Source organism: Georgenia sp., assembly GCF_054605595.1.
In genome coordinates, this window is the sequence record NZ_JBTSDU010000006.1 from 37,301 (window position 1) to 55,480 (window position 18,180).

15 protein-coding genes are annotated in these 18,180 nt (G+C 72.1%); 4 read left to right on the plus strand and 11 right to left on the minus strand.

The features are described from left to right. Nucleotides 1–3: 3 nt before the first annotated feature. Nucleotides 4–2,751 carry a GNAT family N-acetyltransferase gene (locus ACYC1Z_RS01705; RefSeq protein WP_461407827.1) on the minus strand — a complete coding sequence of 916 codons (2,748 nt, stop codon included), beginning with the start codon at nt 2,749–2,751 and terminating at the stop codon, nt 4–6. Nucleotides 2,752–2,833: 82 nt separating this feature from the next. On the opposite strand from ACYC1Z_RS01705, the gene ACYC1Z_RS01710 reads away from it, so the two are divergent. Beyond that, nucleotides 2,834–5,299, plus strand: coding sequence for a DNA gyrase/topoisomerase IV subunit A (locus ACYC1Z_RS01710; protein WP_461407828.1), 2,466 nt, complete (start codon nt 2,834–2,836; stop codon nt 5,297–5,299). 175 nt (nt 5,300–5,474) lie between these two features. Here ACYC1Z_RS01710 and ACYC1Z_RS01715 read toward each other — a convergent pair whose 3' ends face one another. From ACYC1Z_RS01715 to ACYC1Z_RS01725, 3 genes are all read right to left on the minus strand, one after another. After that, on the minus strand, nt 5,475–6,533 hold the full coding sequence (locus ACYC1Z_RS01715; protein WP_461407829.1) for a GNAT family N-acetyltransferase: 1,059 nt from the start codon (nt 6,531–6,533) through the stop codon (nt 5,475–5,477). 79 nt (nt 6,534–6,612) lie between these two features. Then, the gene (locus ACYC1Z_RS01720) at nt 6,613–7,122 is read right to left on the minus strand and encodes a GNAT family N-acetyltransferase (protein WP_461407845.1); all 510 of its coding nucleotides are present in this window, start codon (nt 7,120–7,122) and stop codon (nt 6,613–6,615) included. A gap of 567 nt (nt 7,123–7,689) precedes the next feature. Next, on the minus strand, nt 7,690–9,819 hold the full coding sequence (locus ACYC1Z_RS01725) for a DNA gyrase/topoisomerase IV subunit B (protein ID WP_461407830.1): 2,130 nt from the start codon (nt 9,817–9,819) through the stop codon (nt 7,690–7,692). Between the two features lie 134 nt (nt 9,820–9,953). Between ACYC1Z_RS01725 and ACYC1Z_RS01730 the strand changes: the two genes are divergently transcribed. The 3 genes from ACYC1Z_RS01730 (at nt 9,954) to ACYC1Z_RS01740 (ending at nt 11,738) form a co-directional block, all read left to right on the plus strand. After that, entirely contained in the window at nt 9,954–10,199 is a 246-nt protein-coding gene (locus ACYC1Z_RS01730) for a DUF7455 domain-containing protein (protein ID WP_461407831.1), read from the plus strand. A 187-nt stretch (nt 10,200–10,386) separates the two neighbouring features. Further along, complete coding sequence (locus ACYC1Z_RS01735; protein WP_461407832.1) at nt 10,387–11,217, plus strand: DUF1206 domain-containing protein; 831 nt, start codon at nt 10,387–10,389, stop codon at nt 11,215–11,217. 185 nt (nt 11,218–11,402) lie between these two features. Next, on the plus strand, nt 11,403–11,738 hold the full coding sequence (locus ACYC1Z_RS01740; RefSeq protein WP_461407833.1) for a hypothetical protein: 336 nt from the start codon (nt 11,403–11,405) through the stop codon (nt 11,736–11,738). Between the two features lie 894 nt (nt 11,739–12,632). Here ACYC1Z_RS01740 and ACYC1Z_RS01745 read toward each other — a convergent pair. The 7 genes from ACYC1Z_RS01745 to ACYC1Z_RS01775 all read right to left on the minus strand — a co-directional run bounded on the left by ACYC1Z_RS01745 (nt 12,633) and on the right by ACYC1Z_RS01775 (nt 18,017). Further along, nucleotides 12,633–13,490 carry a phage major capsid protein gene (locus ACYC1Z_RS01745; RefSeq protein ID WP_461407834.1) on the minus strand — a complete coding sequence of 286 codons (858 nt, stop codon included), beginning with the start codon at nt 13,488–13,490 and terminating at the stop codon, nt 12,633–12,635. A 147-nt stretch (nt 13,491–13,637) separates the two neighbouring features. Then, nucleotides 13,638–14,156 (minus strand): hypothetical protein, encoded by a 519-nt coding sequence (locus tag ACYC1Z_RS01750; protein WP_461407835.1) that lies wholly within the window; start codon nt 14,154–14,156, stop codon nt 13,638–13,640. Beyond that, nucleotides 14,153–14,656, minus strand: a complete 504-nt coding sequence (locus ACYC1Z_RS01755) for a hypothetical protein (RefSeq protein WP_461407836.1) — start codon at nt 14,654–14,656, stop codon at nt 14,153–14,155. Before ACYC1Z_RS01755 ends, ACYC1Z_RS01750 begins: the two co-directional genes overlap by 4 nt. Next, entirely contained in the window at nt 14,653–14,940 is a 288-nt protein-coding gene (locus tag ACYC1Z_RS01760; RefSeq protein ID WP_461407837.1) for a WhiB family transcriptional regulator, read from the minus strand. Before ACYC1Z_RS01760 ends, ACYC1Z_RS01755 begins: the two co-directional genes overlap by 4 nt. A gap of 304 nt (nt 14,941–15,244) precedes the next feature. Continuing rightward, nucleotides 15,245–17,398, minus strand: coding sequence for a DUF3854 domain-containing protein (locus ACYC1Z_RS01765; protein ID WP_461407838.1), 2,154 nt, complete (start codon nt 17,396–17,398; stop codon nt 15,245–15,247). Continuing rightward, complete coding sequence (locus ACYC1Z_RS01770) at nt 17,395–17,727, minus strand: hypothetical protein (protein WP_461407839.1); 333 nt, start codon at nt 17,725–17,727, stop codon at nt 17,395–17,397. Before ACYC1Z_RS01770 ends, ACYC1Z_RS01765 begins: the two co-directional genes overlap by 4 nt. Next, the gene (locus ACYC1Z_RS01775) at nt 17,724–18,017 is read right to left on the minus strand and encodes a hypothetical protein (RefSeq protein ID WP_461407840.1); all 294 of its coding nucleotides are present in this window, start codon (nt 18,015–18,017) and stop codon (nt 17,724–17,726) included. The genes ACYC1Z_RS01770 and ACYC1Z_RS01775 overlap by 4 nt, the downstream gene beginning before the upstream one ends. Nucleotides 18,018–18,180: the final 163 nt, after the last annotated feature.

The following is an 18,180-nucleotide window of genomic DNA, read 5'->3' on the forward strand; positions in this document are numbered from 1 at the left end:
GGATCATTGTCCCACCTGTGCGCCGCCCTGGGGAGCAGGCTCCACCGGGGCGGGCTCGAGGGGTGGCGGCGTGGGCAGGGCGCGCCGGCCCGCGTCCTGGCGCAACGGCCACGCCACGGACACGCGGGCCGAGGCGATCGTCAGGCCCGACTCGGCCACGATCACCGGGTTGAGCAGCACGTCGGCGACCTCGGGAAGGTCGTCGGTGAGCATGGACACGCGGGCGATGACGTCCTCCAGCGCGGCGATGTCGGCCACCGGCAGGCCCCGGTGCCCGAACAGGCGTGGTGCGGCGCGCACCGACCGCACCATCGAAGTGACGTCGGGACCGGTGAGCGGCGGGACGCCGTAGGAGATGTCGCCGAGCAGCTCGGTCGCCGTGCCGGCCAGCCCGAAGGCGACGACCGGTCCGTAGAGCTCGTCCTCGGTGCCGCGGACGACGCATGCGACACCGGGCGGCGCCACCGCCTGGACCTCGAACGTGCTGGAGCGGCCCAGGACGTACGCCACCCGGGTGGCCATCTGCTTCAACGCCTCGCGCAGGGCGTCCGCGTCGCCGAGGTCCAGCCGCACGCCCCCGAGGTCGGTGCGGTGCCGCAGCACGAGGTCCGAGGTCTTCAGCGCCACCGGCCACCCGATCGCCTCCGCAGCCGCGACGGCCTCGTCCGCATCGGCTACCGTCACCGCGGGCAGGACCGCGATGCCGTAGCAGCCGAGCACCTCGGCAGCGGTGGCGGCGTCGAGCTCGCGCAGCTCCCCCGCCGGTGCGCCCTCGAGCACGGCGGCGACGACGCGGCGGGCACGGGCCGGCTCGATCCCCACGGGCGCCACGAGGGTCGCCCCGGTGACGGCGGTGCGCCAGGTGGCGTAGCGCACGGCGGCGCTCAGCGCGGTGACGGCGTCCTCGACCGTACCCATCGCGGGCACGACCGTGCCGCCGCTGGTGAGTGCGGGGACCAGGCCGTGGAAGCCGAAGACGCTGGCCAACCAGGTGCGCCCGTCCGCGGCGGCCGCACGGGCGATGGCCGCGGCCACGCCGGTGTCGGTGGAGCCCAGCGGCGGGGCGTGCGCGACGATCACCGCGTCGAAGTCGTCGCGGCCGGCCAACCTCGCCAGCGCCTCCTCGTACTGGGCGGCACCGGCGAGCGGGGGCAGCGTGACGGGGTCCGGCGCCACCTGGAGTTCGTGCGCGCGCAGCACCTCGGCCACCAGCCCGGCGAGCGCGGTCGAGGAGGACACCACGGCGGTGCGGGGTCCCGCGGGCAGCGGCTGCGCCTGGAGCAGGGCGGCGACGTCGAGCATCTCGCGCACCGACCGGGCCCGGACCACCCCGGCGCGGCGCAGCAGCTCCGCGAGCACCTGGGGGGGCTGGCGCGAGGTGCGGACCGCGTGACCGGGGGGGGTGGACTGGCCGGTCTGCCCGGAGACGATGGCGACGAGCGGCTTGTGCAGGGAGTGGGCCCGGGCGACCCGGGAGAACTTGCGGGGGTTGCCGATGGACTCCAGGTAGACGGCGCCGACGCGCGTCCCCTCGTGCCCGGACCAGTACTGCAGGGTGTCGTTGCCGGAGACGTCGACCCGGTTCCCGGCCGAGACCATGGTGGCGACCGGGACGGCGCGCCGCTCGGCGGTGGACCGGACCGAGAGGGCCGCGGCCACGGACTGGGTGAACAGGCTCACGCCGTCGACGGCTCCCGGCCCGGTCTCGGCCCACAGGGTGGCGTTGTACCGGCCGGCGGGGCCGTTGCCGACGACGCCGTAGGACGCGGGGCCGACGACGCGTAGCCCCGCCGCACGCGTCGCGGCGAGCAGGGCGTGCTGCCGGGTCATCCCCTCGGGCCCGGACTCGCCGAACCCGTGGGAGAGCACCACGAGCGCGCGGACACCGCAGCCGTGCAGGGCGCCGACGGAGGCGACGACGTCGGCCGGTGGTCCGGCCACCAGCGCCAGGTCGACGGGCGCGGGCACCGTCGAGAGGCTCGCGTGGCGGTGCACGTGGACCGCGTCACCCGCCCCGGCACCGAGGCCGACGAGGTGCAGCGGCCCGGTGAACTCGCTCGCGAGCAGCGAGTCCGCGACCCGCCCGGCGAGCGCCTGCCCCTCGTCGCCGTCGTCCCCGAGGGCCAGCACGAGGATGGAGGCCGCCTGGAGCAGGCCGGCCATGCTGAGCGCCTCGGCATGCTGCTCACGCTCGGCCATCACCCGCCAGGAGCGTTCCGTCTCCTCGATGCTGATCGTGACGCGGACGTAGCCGTCATCGAGCCGCTGCTCCACCTCGTAGCCGGCGTCGGCGAAGACCCGGATCATGCGGGCGTTCGCGGGCAGCACGTCGGCCACGAAACGAGCGATGCCCCGCTCGCGCCCGGCGGCCGCGAGGTGGTCGAGCAGGATCGAGCCCAGGCCGCGCCCCTGGTCGGAGTCCACCACGTTGAACGCGACCTCGGCCTCACCGGCGGTGATGACGTCGTAGCGGCCGACGGCGTGGATCTCCCCGTCCTCGACGAGGACCAGCGCGACCCGGTCCCGGTGGTCCACATGGGTGAACCGGTAGAGGTCCTTCTCGGACAGACGCGGGAGGGGGGCGAAGAACCGGAAGTAGATGGACTGGTCCGACAGGCGCGCGTGCATGCGCTCCAGGGCGGGGGCGTCGGAGGGGCGGATGGGCCTGATGTGCATCGTCGAGCCGTCGCGCAGCACGACGTCGGCCGCCCAGTGCCCGGGAAAGTCCAGCCCCTCGACCCCCTGCTCCATGCCGGGAGCCTATCGGCTCGGCGTGACGGATCACGCCGAGCCGTTGCACGCGATCGGGCGCACGATCAGGGACAATCGCCCCATGGCCCGCAAGACCCCCACCCCACCCGAACCGGTCGACGAGAAGATCGTCGACATCGACGTCTCCGAGGAGATGCGGGGATCGTTCCTCGAGTACGCCGACTCGGTCATCTACTCCCGGGCCCTGCCGGACGCGCGCGACGGCCTCAAGCCGGTCCAGCGCCGCATCCTCTACCAGATGGACCAGATGGGCCTGCGCCCCGACCGTGGGCACGTGAAGTCCTCGCGCGTCGTCGGAGACGTCATGGGCAAGCTCCACCCGCACGGTGACACCGCGATCTACGACGCCATGGTGCGCATGGCCCAGCCGTTCTCGCTGCGCCTGCCGCTGGTGGACGGGCACGGCAACTTCGGCTCCCTCGACGACGGCCCCGCCGCGCCGCGCTACACGGAGGCCCGGTTGGCGCCGGCCGCGCAGGCGATGACGGCGGACCTGGGCGAGGACGTCGTCGACTTCGTGCCGAACTACGACAACCAGCTCCGACAGCCGGAGGTCCTCCCCGCCGCGATCCCGAACCTGCTGGTGAACGGGGCGTCCGGCATCGCCGTCGGGATGGCGACGAACATGCCGCCGCACAACCTGGTCGAGGTGATCGCCGCGGCGCGACACCTCGTCGCCCACCCGGACGCCACCCTGGACGAGCTGCTGCGGTTCGTGCCCGGCCCCGACCTGCCCGAGGGCGGCAAGATCATCGGCCTCGAGGGCATCCGCGAGGCCTACGAGACGGGCCGCGGCTCCTTCCGTACCCGGGCGACCGCCCGCATCGAGAACGTCACGCCCCGCAAGAAGGGCATCGTCATCACCGAGCTGCCCTACATGGTGGGCCCGGAGCGCATCATGGAGAAGGTCGCCGAGGCGGTGCGGTCGGGCAAGCTCCAGGGCATCTCCACCATGCAGAACCTCACCGACCGGCACCACGGGCTGCGGCTGGTCATCGAGGTCAAGAACGCGTTCAACCCCGAGGCGGTGCTCGAGCAGCTCTACCGGCACACGCCGATGGAGGAGTCGTTCGGCATCAACAACGTCGCGCTCGTCGACGGTCAGCCCCGCACGCTGGGTCTGCGCGAGCTGCTCGTCGTCTTCGTCGACCACCGGGTCGGCGTGATCCGCCGCCGCACGCAGTTCCGCCTGCGCCGGGCCACGGACCGGGCCCACCTGGTGGCCGGGCTGCTCGTCGCGATCGCGGACATCGACGAGGTCATCGCCGTCATCCGCACCTCCGACGACGCCGACGCCGCCCGCGCGCGGCTCATGCAGGTCTTCGACCTCTCCGAGGCCCAGGCCGACTACATCCTGGCGCTGCGGCTGCGCCGCCTGACGAAGTTCTCCCGGCTCGAGCTCGAGGCGGAGCGGGACGAGCTGACACGCCAGATCACCGAGCTGCAGGCCATCCTCGACTCCGACGCCCGCCTGCACGGCGTCGTCTCCGACGAGCTCGCCGAGGTGGCCCGCCTGTTCGGCACCCCGCGCCGCACGGTGCTGCTCGAGCACGCCGGCGGCCCGGCGACGACGGCGCAGCCAGGGCAGCCGGTGGCCCGGTCGGGGGTGCTGCCGCTGGAGATCGCGGACGACCCGTGCTGGGTGCTGCTCTCCGGGACCGGGCTCGTCGCCCGGACCGCGAACGCCGAGGCGCCGCTGCGTACCGGACCGCGCTCCGCGCACGACGCCCTGGCGGCGGCGCTGCCGGCCACCGCGCGCGGTCAGATCGCCGCGGCCACGTCCGCCGGCCGGCTGCTGCGCCTGGATGTGCTCGACGCCCCGGGTCTACCGCCCACGGGCGCCGCGCCGGGGCTCTCCGGCGGCGTCCAGGTGGCCGACCTGGTCGCCTTGGAGCCGGGCGAGCAGGTCGTCGGCCTCGTCAGCCTCGCCGACGACGCCGCTCCCCTGGTGCTGGCCACGGCCGACGGCATCGTCAAACGGGTGAACCCGGACCATCCGGGCAACCGCGACGCCTGGTCCGTCATCTCGCTGCACGACGGCGACCGGGTGGTGCGGGCCGCGCACGCCGCCGACTCCGACAAGCTCGTCCTGGTGACCTCCCAGGCGCACCTGTTGCGCTTCGACGCCGCCGCCGTCCGGCCCCAGGGCCGGGCCGGCCAGGGCATGACCGGCGTCCGGCTCCCCGACGGTGCGAGCGTGATCTATCTGGGCGCCGTCGCCGAGGACGAGGTCTCCGCCAGCGTGCTGGTCACGGTGGCGGGTTCGAGCGACGCGCTGCCCGGCACCGTCCCCGGGACCGCGAAGGTCACCCCGCTGGACCGCTACCCCGCCAAGGGACGCGCCACGGGCGGCGTCCGGTGCCACCGGTTCCTCCGGGGCGAGGACGGCCTCCAGCTCGCCTGGGTGGGCCCCGAGCCGGCCCGCGCCGTGGGGGCCGGCGGCCAGGCCGTCGAGCTGCCGCCGGTCGACGAGCGCCGGGACGGTTCGGGGCACCCGCTGGCGGTCCCGCTCGCCGCGATCGGCTGACCCGAGGCGGGTTTCCGCGCCGACGGCGGGTTCTTGTGCCGACGGCGGGTGGCGCACCACCCGCCGTCGGCACCAAAGCCCGCCGGGGGTGACTGCCGGCGCACCAGGCCATGAGCGGCACCGGGGTGCTGCGGCACGCGGGCCCGGGCCGGGCCCGCGGCGGCGGGCGCCCGGGTCAGAGCTCGATCGTGTACATGGCCGAGCCGCGGGTGCGCTCGTAGCCGAGGTGGTCGTAGAGCCGGACGGCGCCGGTGGGGTTGTCCGCGTCGACGTCCAGGCCGGCATACTGCATGCCGTCCGCGGCATAGGCGCGCATGGCCTCGCTCAGCAGCGCCGTCGCCACGTGCCGGCCGCGCCACTCGTTGAGCACCCCGATCATCTCGGTGTAGCCCTCGGTCCAGCCGAGGGCCGCCCAGTCCTGCTCGTACCGGCCGGACATGAGGTAGCCGGCCACCTGGGTGCGGTCGGAGCTGCGGTCCAGCGCCACGAAGCTCCACGACGGCGCGAAGTGCGAGCGGCCCCGCACCCATGTCTCGGGTGTGTGCGGCTGGGAGCCCCACTGGTCGGCGAACGCCTTGTTGTGGGCGCGGCGGATGGCGTCGTCCAGGTCCGGGGACCACGACTCGATCGAGATGGCCGTCCCGAGCGTGACCTCCGGGAGTGGGCGGGACAGGTCGCGGCGCATCTCGGTGTACCAGCGGCGCGGTGCGAAGCCGCGCTCGACCAGGAGGGCGGCGAGGGCGTCCATCCCTTCGTCCACGTGGTAGACGATGCGGGCCGGGACGTCGAGGTTCGTCTCCACGAGCATCTGCCGCGCGCGGGCCACCTGCCAGTCCATGAGGACGCCGCCGGCGCCGCGGCCCCGCATGTCGGGGTCGATCCCGCCGGAGCAGAACGCACGGAGTGCGGCGGTGTCCCCGACGGGGATCCGCACGAAGCCGAAGCCGCGCAGCACCCCGGCGCGGTCCCGGGCCCCGAGCGCGCTCCAGTGGTGGCTGTGGTCGAAGTACTCGCGCACCTCCTCCGCCGAGGTCCGGTACGGCGGGTGGTCCGCCGCCTCGATCCGGACGACGAGGGCGGTGAGCGCGGCGACATCGGTCACATCGAGCTCGCGCCAGCTCAGCGCGCCGTCGGGTGGCGCGGCGACGACGGCGGGTGCCTGCGCTCGCTCGGCCAGGGACCGTCCGTCGACCGGTGGCACGTCGCCGCCGGGCAGCAGGGTTGGGTTGGACACTCCCGGCACCCTACGGGGCCGGGCCCAGAATCGTCATACCCGCTGGTCAGGGGCGCGGTGCGAGGGGCGGCTCAGCCCGTCACATCTCGATCGTGTAGAGCACCCGGGCGCCCTGGCGCACGTATCCGAGCGGCTCGTAGAAGTGCTGCGCCCCGGTGGCCTCGACGACGTCGACGTCGAGCCCGGCCGACTCGATACCGTCCGCGCGCAGCGACTCGATCACCGCGGCGAGCATGGCCTGGGCGAGCCCGAGGCGCCGATGGTCCGCACGCACGCCGAGCAGTTCGGTGTACCCCTCGGAGAAGCCCAGCTGCGGCCAGACCTCCTCGTGGCGCGCGGTGAGCGCGTACCCCACCACCTCGACACCCTGCGCGGTCTCGTGCAGGACCACCTTCGACCAGGCGGGGACGTGGTGACGCACGGCGTGCGCCCAGGCCTCGACGGTCAGCGGCACGAAACCCCAGTGGTCCCGGTAGGCGTCGTTGTGCGCCAGCCGGACGGCGTCGCCCAGTTCCGAGGAGTAGTCGACGAGGCGGCACGCCTCCGGGAGCGGGACCTCGGGGATCGGGTCGGCGGCGGGGCGCCGCATCTCCTGGAAGACCCTCTTCGGGCTGAAACCGGCGGCCACGTACAGCCTTCGGCGGTCGGCCTGGTGCTCGTCGACGTACGCGGCGATGCGGGCCGGCAGCTCTCGCCCGTCGGCTGCCAGGAGCTGGCGTGCCCGGGCGTCCTGCCAGTCCAGGAGCGCCCGGCCGATACCCCGTCCACGCCACTGCGGGTCGATGGTGGCGAAGAGGAAGGCGCGCAGGATGTTCTGGGCGCCATGGCGCGGGACGGAGACGCGGGCCATGGCGCGCAGCTCACCGTCGGAGGAGAAGCCGCCGAGCGTGTCCCCCGCCCGGTCCTCGGTGCCGAGGAGCACGGAGTCGGCGCGGCGGGCGGTGAAGGCGATCACCGAGCGGTCGACGGCGTCGCAGCGGGCGGCCAGAGCGAGGACGGCATCGGCGTCGTCGGAATCGAGGGTGCGCCACTCGAGCCCGTGGTGGGGCGGGGGCACCTCCGCCCGCGCCGGCATGTGCAATCGGTCCGCCAGCGAGGCGGGCTCCGGGTCTGCGGGGCTCACCATGCGCCGATCCTATCCAGTACGCCCGGCAACTCAGGCATCGATGCGGTCGCGGTCGATGTGCTGGGCCCCGGCCACGATGAACTCCTTGCGTGGCGCGACGTCGTTGCCCATGAGGAGCTCGAACACGGACTCGGCCTCGAGCACCGACGCCTCGTCCGCCATCGAGATCCGCCGCAAGGTACGACAGGAGGGGTCCATGGTGGTCTCGGCGAGCTGGTGGGCGTCCATCTCCCCCAGGCCCTTGTACCGCTGGATCGGCTCCTTGTACCGGCGGCCGGTGCGCTCGAGCTTCCTCAACAGCGCACCGAGCTCGGCCTCGGAGTAGGTGTAGACGATCTCGCCCTTCTTGCCGCCGACCCCACCCATCTCGACGCGGTGCAGCGGCGGGACGGCCGCGAAGACCCGTCCGGCCTCGACCAGGGGCCGCATGTACCGGAAGAAGAGGGTGAGCAGCAGGGTTCGAATGTGCGCGCCGTCGACGTCGGCGTCGGTCATCAGGACGACCTTGCCGTAGCGGGCCCGCTCGAGGTCGAAGGTGCGGCCGGAGCCGGCGCCCACGACCTGGATGATCGAGGCGACCTCGGCGTTCTTGAGGATGTCTGCCGGAGAGGCCTTCTGGACGTTGAGGATCTTCCCCCGGATGGGCAGCAGCGCCTGGAAGTCGCTGGAGCGAGCAAGCTTGGCGGTGCCGAGCGCGCTGTCCCCCTCGACGATGAAGAGCTCGGTGTGGTCGACGTTCTCGCTGCGGCAGTCCGCGAGCTTGGCCGGCAGCGAGGATGTCTCGAGCGCGCTCTTGCGGCGGGAGATCTCCTTGTGCATGCGGGCCGAGACCCGGGCCCGCATCTCCCCGACGACCTTCTCCATCAGGGCCGCGGCCTGCACCTTCTCGTGCCGCTTCGGGGAGGTGAGCAGCGCCGTCAGCTCCTGCTCGACGACCTTGGCCACGATGCCCCGGATCGGGGCCGTGCCGAGGACCTCCTTCGTCTGCCCCTCGAACTGCGGTTCGGGGAAGCGGACGGTGACGACGGCGGTGAGCCCGGCGAGCACGTCGTCCTTCTCGACCTTGCCCTCCTTGGCGGTGACCTTCAGGCTCCGGGCGTTGACCTCGATCTGCTTGCGCAGGGTCTTGAGCAGCGCCTGCTCGAAGCCGGCCAGGTGGGAACCCCCCTTGGGGGTGGCAATGATGTTGACGAAGGTCCGCACCGAGGTGTCGTAGCCGATACCCCACCGCAGGGCGACCTCGACGTCGCACAGTCGTTCGACGTCCTGCGGGTGCAGGTGGCCCTTGGAGTCGAGCGCCTGAACGGTCTCGGCGAAGGTCCCGGTGCCGCGCAGGCGCCAGGTGTCGGTCACGGAGGGGTCGACGGCGAGGAAGTCGACGAAGTCGACGCTGCCGCCGTCGTGGCGGAAGACCTCCTCGACCGGGCCGTCCTCGCCCGGCGTGCCGGGCCGGCGACGCTCGTCGCGCACCGCGAGCGTCAGGCCGGGCAACAGGAAGGAAGTCTGGCGGGCGCGATCGATGAGGTCCTCGTAGATGAACTGCGCCGATGCCGGGAAGATCTGGCGGTCGGCCCAGTAACGCACCCGGGTGCCGGTGCGGCCCCGGGGCACCTTGGCGACGACGTCGAGCTCGGAGGACCTGGTGAACGGGGTGAAGGTGGACTCCGGCGAGGGCCTGGGGCCGTCGTCGAACGTGCCGGGCACGCCGCGGTGGAACGTCATCCGGTATGTCTTGCCGCCCCGGTCGACCTCGACGTCGAGCCGGGCCGAGAGGGCGTTGACCACCGAGGCGCCGACGCCGTGGAGTCCGCCGGACGCCGCGTAGGAGCTGCCGCCGAACTTGCCGCCCGCGTGCAACTTGGTGAAGACGACCTCCACGCCGCTCAGGCCGAGCGACTCCACGGTGTCCACCGGGATCCCGCGGCCGTCGTCGCGGACCTCCACCGAGGAGTCCGGGTGCAGGACGATCTCGATCGTGCTCGCGTGCCCCTCGAGTGCCTCGTCGACGGAGTTGTCGATGATCTCCCAGAGGCAGTGCATGAGTCCACGGGAGTCGGTGGAACCGATGTACATGCCAGGTCGCTTGCGCACCGCCTCCAGCCCCTCGAGCACGGAGAGGTGGCGGGCGGTGTACGCGGAGGAGGTCGCGGTGGTGGTCACCCGTCGATAGTAGGTTTCGCCGGGGACATCGGGGCTCAGCGACCCGCCCTCGGCCGCGGGCGGGAGTGATGTCGATCCGCGCGTGACACCTCGCCCCACGCTACGCCGGCAGCGAACCCGGGGCCGGGCGCGGTATGGATGTGCGTAAAAGGTGGTTACATGCTGATGTGACCGCTACGACGACAGCCCCCGCCCTGACCGCTCACAACCGTTGTGACGCCTGCGGCGCGCAGGCGTATGTCCGCGTCCAGATGGAGTTCGGCGAGCTGATGTTCTGCGCCCACCACGCGCGCAAGCACGAGACGGCACTGCGCAAGGTGGCGACCGAGATCCAGGACGAGACCGATCGCCTCCTCGAGAAGGAGAGCACGCCCGTCTGACGCGGGCCCGAAGCCGGACGACGGCCGCCACCCGATCGCGGTGGCGGCCGTCGTGGTCCCCGCCCCGGTCGCCGGGCGCCTTCCGGGACCGTACCGGTGCGTGACCCGGCACGGTCCGTGGCCGGCGGCTAGCAGGGGCTCCGCCGTTGGCAGGGCCCCTCGGTGCCGGATGTGGTTGCGTGTGCCCATGACGTCTGGACAGCAGGGTCGTGGGGCCGGTGCGGTGGGCCGGGCGGCCCGCTCCTCGGCCGGGAGCGGGTGGCTGCGGACGCTGGGCCGGTTCGGCTACGCCGCCCAGGGCGTGGTCTGGTTCCTGCTCGGCTGGATCGCGCTGCGGCTCGCGCTCGGCAGCGCCCCGAGCGCCGACGCCACCCAGCAGGGCGCGCTGTCGCAGCTCTCGGGCAACGGCCTCGGACGCGCGCTGCTGGTGCTGATGACGATCGGGCTCGCCGCCTACGCGGTCTGGCAGGTGGTCGAGGCGGTGTGGGGGCACACCCGATACGAGCACAGGAAGCGGACGGCGAAGCGGGTGGCGTCGTCGGTCAAGGCCGCGTTGTCCCTGGCGTCGGCGGGCACGGCTGTCGGCCTCCTCGTCGGATCCGGCACCGGCTCGGGACGCGGGCCCGAGCAGGTCACCTCGGGTGTGCTCGCTGCCCCCGGCGGCGTCGCCCTCGTCGTGGCCGCCGGGCTCGTGGTGGCGGTCGTCGGTGCCTACCTCGTCTACCGCGGCGCCACGGCGTCGTTCCGGGAGAAGCTCGAACCGGGGGTCGACCGGCGCGTGATCGCCCTCGGGCGCGTCGGGTACGCGGGGCGCGGCGCGGCGATCGCCGTGCTCGGCGTCCTCGTGGTCGTGGCGGCGGCGCGGCGTGACCCGGAGCAGGCGGGCGGCCTCGATGCCGCGTTCACCGCGCTCCTGCAGCTGCCGTGGGGCGCGGTGTTGCTCGGGGCGGTCGCGCTCGCGCTCCTGTTCTGCGGCGTCTACCAGGTGGCGGTGGCCCGGCACCTGGCGGAGGGCTGAGGACCGGCCGGACGACGCCCGAGGCCCGCGCCATGACCGGCGCGGGCCTCGGGCGTCTGTGCTCGCTCAGTCCAGGTAGTCGCGCACTCCGAATGGCTACGCGCTGTGCAGAGTGGTGTTTTCCCAGGGGTTCAGGCTAGCGCTGTGGTGCGAAATATCCTGGATTGAAAGGGACGTGCATAGCCATGCAGACCCTCACCCCGAACCACCCCGCCTGGTGCGGCCACCACGAGAACTACGACGGCATCATCGAGCACCAGGGCCTGCCGTACCCGGTCCGCATCGACGGTGCGGCCGGTGGCCCGGTGAGCCCGGTCACGACGGCGTGGGACGTCGAGACGTACGTCCTCGCCTGCCTGGGGGACGTCCACGCGGACTATGACGTGCCCGGCATCGTCGACGGCCTCCGGTCCTCCGAGTGGTGGCCCGTCCCCGACCGGCCCGTGAGCATCCTCGATGGGATGCCCGGGTTCTGGGCGCTGGTCGCCCGGCACGATCTTCGCGCTCCCGGCGATGCGTAGCGCTGTGCCTCGCGCCCGCGCGCGCGTGGGCGGCACGCCGTAGCTGTCCCGCCTGCGTGCCTGTGCGCGCCGTGGCGGGCCTGGCAGACGTCCCACGACGGGACGCCGGCTAGGCACGTTGCGGGGTCCACAGGGCCGTGAGCGCGTTCCTGCCTCTCCCGCGCAAAACCAGAGAGGTCCGGTTCACCTTCACCGAATCGCCCGAACGGCGGGCGAAGGTCGTCAGTCGACGGACGTACCGAGGTCCACAGCACAGCTCGCTCTCATTTCGAGGGCGGGCCATGAGTCGTGGGGAATGTCGCAGACGGAGGCGGGGGCGGCGGGAGCTTTGGGATGGAGGGAGCCTCACCGGGAAGAGTCCCGTCAGGGTCCATGCCGTTGCTGTAGAAGTTCGGCTCGATGTCCTGAACTGCCGGAAGCCGAGAATTACTGTTGCCATCAGTAATTGGTGGCCGACCGGCGCCCCTAGCGCGCCGTATCTCGTCGGTGGAGCGGGGCGAGATGGACGCGCTTACGCCGACGCTGCGAGCGGACTTGACCCGCTAGCAACCCCCGGGGCCTTGGTCGGGCCCGCGCGCCTCGGGCGGCCGTGAGTTTGGACCGGGGAGCGCGTTCCCAGGTGCCATGCCGAGGGGGGTATGGAACGTCTGAACTCTCCGGACCTCTCGGAGCCCTCTCCGGCGGTCCCGTACGTATGTTCGAATGGGGGGAACCCCCCGCCCCGTCGTCGGGGGTTCGAGACCGGCCCGGCGCGATGGTCGGGCCGGTCTCGGTGGCGCTGGTCGAGTCTCTGCCGGTCGCAAAGGGGTGAGCGCGGCTCGTCGGCCATAGTTCCGCATGTTGCCCGGGCCATCACCAGGTCGGGCGGGGCGGTGACGTTGACGCCATGCCTGGTCAGGCTGCGGCAAGCGTGACCTTCTGAATCGCGGCAGCGTGCGGGAATCCGAAACCGGCACGCATCACGGCCTTGACGGCCACACGGTCAGAGGTGAAGTAGACGGAGCGGTCGACCTCAAGCGTGACGTCCTCGCGGGTGATGATGAGGGCACGGTCGCGCGGGATTCCCCACACGGTGCCGACACTGACGGCGGGCGAGACGTAGAGCGGGACTCCGAGCACGAGCCGGCGGGTCGGCTGGGTCGGGTCGGTGCCGAGTAGCGGCCGGTTGGATCCGGTCTCGTCCTTGAGCTGGGCGAGCGCGAGGGCGTCGGCAGGGTTGGCGACGAACGCGGTAACCGCTGCGCCGACAGTCTCCGCGTCGGCGATGGCCTCGGCGAACGGGTCGAGGTTCGCCCACGCGGTCACGCCGGCTCCGGTGCTGACGACGTTCACGCCGGTGAGGTCTTCGAGACCGTCAGGCTGAACGGTGGACGCGCCGGACGTGCCGAAGAAAGCGGCGTCGATCTGCCGGGCGATGTTGCGGGCGAGCCCCTGCCCGACAATCTCGGCAGCGGCGGGGGATGAGTCGGCGGCGAGCTCGCGGGTGATGGCGGTCAGGCCGGCCACCTTGGGCGGGGTGATGGTCAGCTCTTCCATCGTGGCGTCGTCGGCGGTGATCTCCGCACCCTCGGCCACCCATGCCGCGTTCGGATCCTCGGTGATGATCGGGACGTTGAACCGGGTGGAGCGGGTGGCGATGTTCGTGGAGACGGCGTAGGCGACGGACTCGGCCTGTACCGGCTGGACGATGAGGGCGCCGTAATCGTCCGGCGTGATGCCAGAGACGTCGGTCGTAGTGGTGAACATGGTCATGATGACTCGATTCCGGCGGCGCTGGGCCACCAACGTAGAACGGGTGAGTGTTCCGCGCGGTGGCTCCTGGCCTGCCGTGCTGCCCTCCTGGGGCGGCGTGAGCGGTGCGGGGGCGCCTGGCCTGTCCGGCACCGCTCACGTCCCATTCTACCGGCCGCTCAGGGCGGTTTGCCAGGACGGCGCGCTCACCGGCGGGGTCCGGTGCGTGCTCGGTGCGTCGAACACCTGGGCCACGGTCGCGGGTGCGAGCCCGTGCTCGGTGACGGCGGTCTGAGCGGCGGCGGTCAGGGCCTCGATGTTGAGGTTTCCGTCCTCGCCGTAGTAGTCGGCGGGGTTGGTGCCGGTGAGCCAGAGCGCGGCGGGCTTGGCGAGCACGTCACCGAGAGCGCTCTCTGCGATGGTGCGTCGCAGGCCGTCGACGGTGGTCCGCAGCTCGTCCCGCTCGGTCTCGGCCTGACGGAGCCGGCGCCGATACTTGGCGGCCTCACCGCCGCGCGCCCCGGTCTCGTCCTCACCCTCTGGGCTGTCCGTGCTGTCAGCCTCGGGGGCCTCGGGGGCCTCGGGCGTGGCAGCGGCGGCGGCAGGCGCCTCGGGGCTCTCCTGCGCCCCGGCGGCACCCTCGAGCGGGTCGGTCTCGGGGGTCGGGGTCGGGTCGGTGATGGTCATGACTTCTCCTTGTTGGTGGTGGCGTAGACGGCTGTTGCGACGATGCGCGCGGCCTCACGGATGATGTCGGGGTACTGGTGGTCCATCTGGGCGGCGGCGTAGTCGGTCACCCGGTCGGCTATGGCGATGAGCGCGACGACAAGATCAAGCGGGCTCGCGCCGGTGCCGTCATAGTCGGCGGCGAGGATGGTGCCGATATCGCCTATCCGGTTCTCGTGATAGGCGATGAGCACGGACTCCGCGCGTAGCGACGCCTCGGGGGTGGTGGCGAACCATGAGGTATCGGTCTGCGCGCCTGACGCATCGAGGGCGGCGATGGCGTGAGGGCATCCGGGGACGTCCTGCGATCCGCACTCGTCGCATTTCCACGGGACACCCTTGCCCTTGACGCCGCGACGCACGCGGACTTCCCGGGCGCTCCCGGCCAGGGTGACGAACGCGACGAACGCATCCGGGTAGCCGGCGATCCTCACGGACGCGCGCTGGTGATTGGTGCTCATGCTGCGGTCTCCTTTCTCGGGCGGCCCTGTCTGGGCCGGCGGTCTCTCTCGGTGGTCCCGGCCCATGCCCCGGTTGGCTCAGGCCAGGCGGTGATGTAGTCCCCGCACGCGGTCAGCGCCGGGCACGCGTGGCACAGCCGGGCGGCGTAGGCCTGGTCCTCAAGGTCGTCGTCAGTCCAGCCGGCATCGGGGTAGGTCAGGCACGGGACCTCGGCGGGGGTGTGCCGGTCGAGCTGTTCCGTCAGGACGGCGCGCGCGGTCTCGCGGGTCTCGGTCGTGGTCACGCTGACTTCCGTTCGCCGTGCCGGTCGGTGCACCGGCGCATGAGCGCGGGGCCGTCGAGGGGGTCTCCGCAGTCGGGGCAGTAGTCGACGTCGGGGCGGGTGTAGACGGGGCGGCTGACGGAATGACGAGATGACGACGGATCGCGTACATCTCGCATGTGGTCCTGTTCGGGGGCGTCCTCCTGGCATCCGGGGTGAGCGGTCGGGGTGCCCGTTGTCGGGCTCAGGGGGAGCCCGCACGCGTCGCACCACGTGCCGGTGATCGGCCAGGCGTGCCCGTCGTCGTCGGTCCAGCGTTCGGCGCTCACGCGGACACCTCGCAGCGCACGCAGCGGCCCTTGTGGAGCCGGTTCCCGCACACCTGGCAGCGCGTCGGATCGGGCAGCGGGAGCGGCACGACAACTTCCGCCGGTTCCGCCGGTTCCGCCGGTTCCGCCGGTTCGGGGGGAGGGGGTGGGGTCTGTGGTGGTGAACCGACATACCCGGTGGGGGTATCCCAAGTCTCCTTTGTGGCCTGACTTGCAGACCGAGGTGCCAACGCCGTCGCGGCCTCGCCGAACTGGGCGCGCCGGTAACCGCGCGGACTGTTCTTGTCGGTTGTGTCCTCTCGGGTCGAGCGGATGCCGTACGCGCTGTTGAGCATCCGTCCGAGCCGCTGGGGTGTCAGCGCCTTGCCGTAGTTCGACTCGTCCCCCCATACCTCGGGGTGTCCGAACACGAGCGCGTCGACAAGGGACGTCGTGCGCCAGAACGGTTCACCCTCAGGCCACAGGCCGATGAGGTGTCGCAGCAGCAGCACGGCCGGCTTCTCGATAGCGAGTCCTTCCTCTCGGTCGAGGCGGACTTGCTCCACGTCGTCAGCGGCGAGACTCATCACGACGTCGAGCCAACGTCCGCCGGCGGCGTGCGCGACGCGGGCGAGAGGTTGCCACTTCTCCCGGAACCGGGACGTGACTCCCTCGGGCATGACGGGCCGGTGGGAGACGTCGGCGTGATGAGCCCATCGGGCCAGGCGCGCGCCGAGCATGGATGCGTCGGCATCCTTGAGCTCCCAGTCGGATTCCTCAGCCTTGCCCTGCCAGTCGGGCAGCAGCAGCACCCGGATGATGCGGGTACGGGTGTCGTCCGGTAGCGCGGGCTGGTTGCCGGCCATGACTACCGGCGCGAACGTCGACAGCTCCACCGGCTCCCAGTCACCGCCCTTGACGGGCATGAGCGTGGGACGGGAGCCGCCTACCTTGTACCCGCTGTTCAGGATCGCCACGAGTTCCCCGACCCCTTCCTTCCTGGGGTCGAGGGTGCGGTCTACCTCGTCCAGCAGCAGCGTGCGCGGGTCGTTGCCGACGAGCCGCGCGAGCAGCGCCGACGAGCTGATAGATGACGCCATGACGGCCCGGTAGGTCAGCCGTTCGAGGTGTTCGAGCACCGTCGTCTTGCCCGACTCGGGCACCGGTGAGTCGATCTGTAGGCGCGGCGTGGTGAACAGGTCCCGCGTCATGTGCGTGTGGGCGGCCCATAAGGTCAGCACGTCGAGGTCTCCCGGATGCATCACGGTGATGTGCCGCGCGAGCCAGTGGCGTACCTCGTCCAGCAGGGCGGCGCCGCCCTCGCGGACGTCTTCCGCCAGTTCGATACCCCGATGCAGGGGGTGTCCCCCCGAACCGGCGGGACCGGCGGAATCGGCGGAACCGGCGGAAGAATCCGGCACCGTCTCCGGCTCGGGCATGACCTTGTGGACGTGGCTCCCGAGCTCGCTCACGTCGTGCTCGGCGAGGAAGTCGTCAAGGCCGGTCTTGCCGTCCCCGGTGTTGGGCAGCACGAGGTAGCGGACCTCGGCGGCGCCGCGCATCGTCAGGAACCGGGCGAGCCGTTCCAGCGCGCTCCGTACCGCCGGCTTCACCATCACGTCAGAGTCGAACGCGAGGATGATGCCGCGCCCCTTCACCCCCACGTCGTCCCAGTCGGGCACGGCAACCGTCGACTCGTGCGGGTCGCGGCCCGGCTTGCCCTTCCACGACCACACACCGGGCAGGGCGACGCACGCGAGGCCGCGCTGCCCGGCCGCGTCGGCCTTCTTCACCCCCTCGGTCACCCATATGGGGGTGGCGAGGTCGGCGAGCATGTCCCGGACCCCGGGCGGGAAGTCAATCCCGTTCCGCTGCCCCGTGGGGGTTTCGTACTTCACGGGCTTACCGGCCCGTTCGCGCGGGACGTCGGGGCGGTACTGGTAGCCCCACTCGGAGCCGTCCACGCGCAGCATCGGCACGAGCAGGCCGGGGACGTTGCGCCCGGCCGCCGTGATCCCGAGACGCTCTAGCCGCACCTTGGTGTCGACGGTGACGTAACCGCGTGCTCGGGCCATCTCGGGGGTGATCCCGGACGCGGCGAGCATGGCGGCGTGCTGGGGGAAGATCGTGCCGCCGTAGCTGGTGGTCGTCTCCGTCTCGGTGGCGCTCACACGATCACCGTCCCGACCGGCTCAAGGCGCGCGAGGATGACGACGGCGCGATGCCCGGCCTCGGTGGCGCGGCGAGCCGCTTTCTCAGCGGCGTGCAACGAGAGATAGAGCCGGCGCACGTGGCGATCCTCGAACCGGTGCACGATCACGCAGTACGCGCCACGCACGTGCTGGTCAGCGAGAGCGTCGGCGTCGAGGGCGGGCAGCGGCGTGGCGGCGGGGCGCACGTCGCCGCCAGTCGGTAGACTGTCGAGTAGCCCGCCAGGCTGATTCTCAGGGATTGCCGCCTCTCCCACGGGGCGGCTTTCCTCGTATCTGGGATCGATCACGCGGCGTCACCGCCCGCGGCGGTCAGCTCGGCCTCGGCGGCGTCGGCCTCGGCGGTCAGCTCACGGGAGCGACGCCGGGCCTGGGCGGACTTGAGCGCGAGGCGCTGAAAATAGGCGCGGCGCAGGTGTCCGGCGCGCACGGGGTCGCCGCCGGCCTGGTCGAGAAACTTCTGGTCGAGGGCGCGGCGGGCCGGGGCGGTTCGCTGCGAGCGGTTCTCGGTGTTGGCCCATGATTCGTGGGCGGCGATGCTCGCGCGTAGCTTGCGCTCGCTTGGGGTCTCGGTAATCAAAGCGACACTTCTCCCTGAGGAAGAAGTCCGCTGGGACTCAGACCTCCGGAAGTAGGGCCGCGTTGAGTGTTGAGATTTATGCGGGCGTGATCTGGTAGGTGATGGGGCGGCGGTCGCCCGGCGTGCGTGGTGGGGTGGTGTTGAGTTCGTCGGTGAGCAGTTG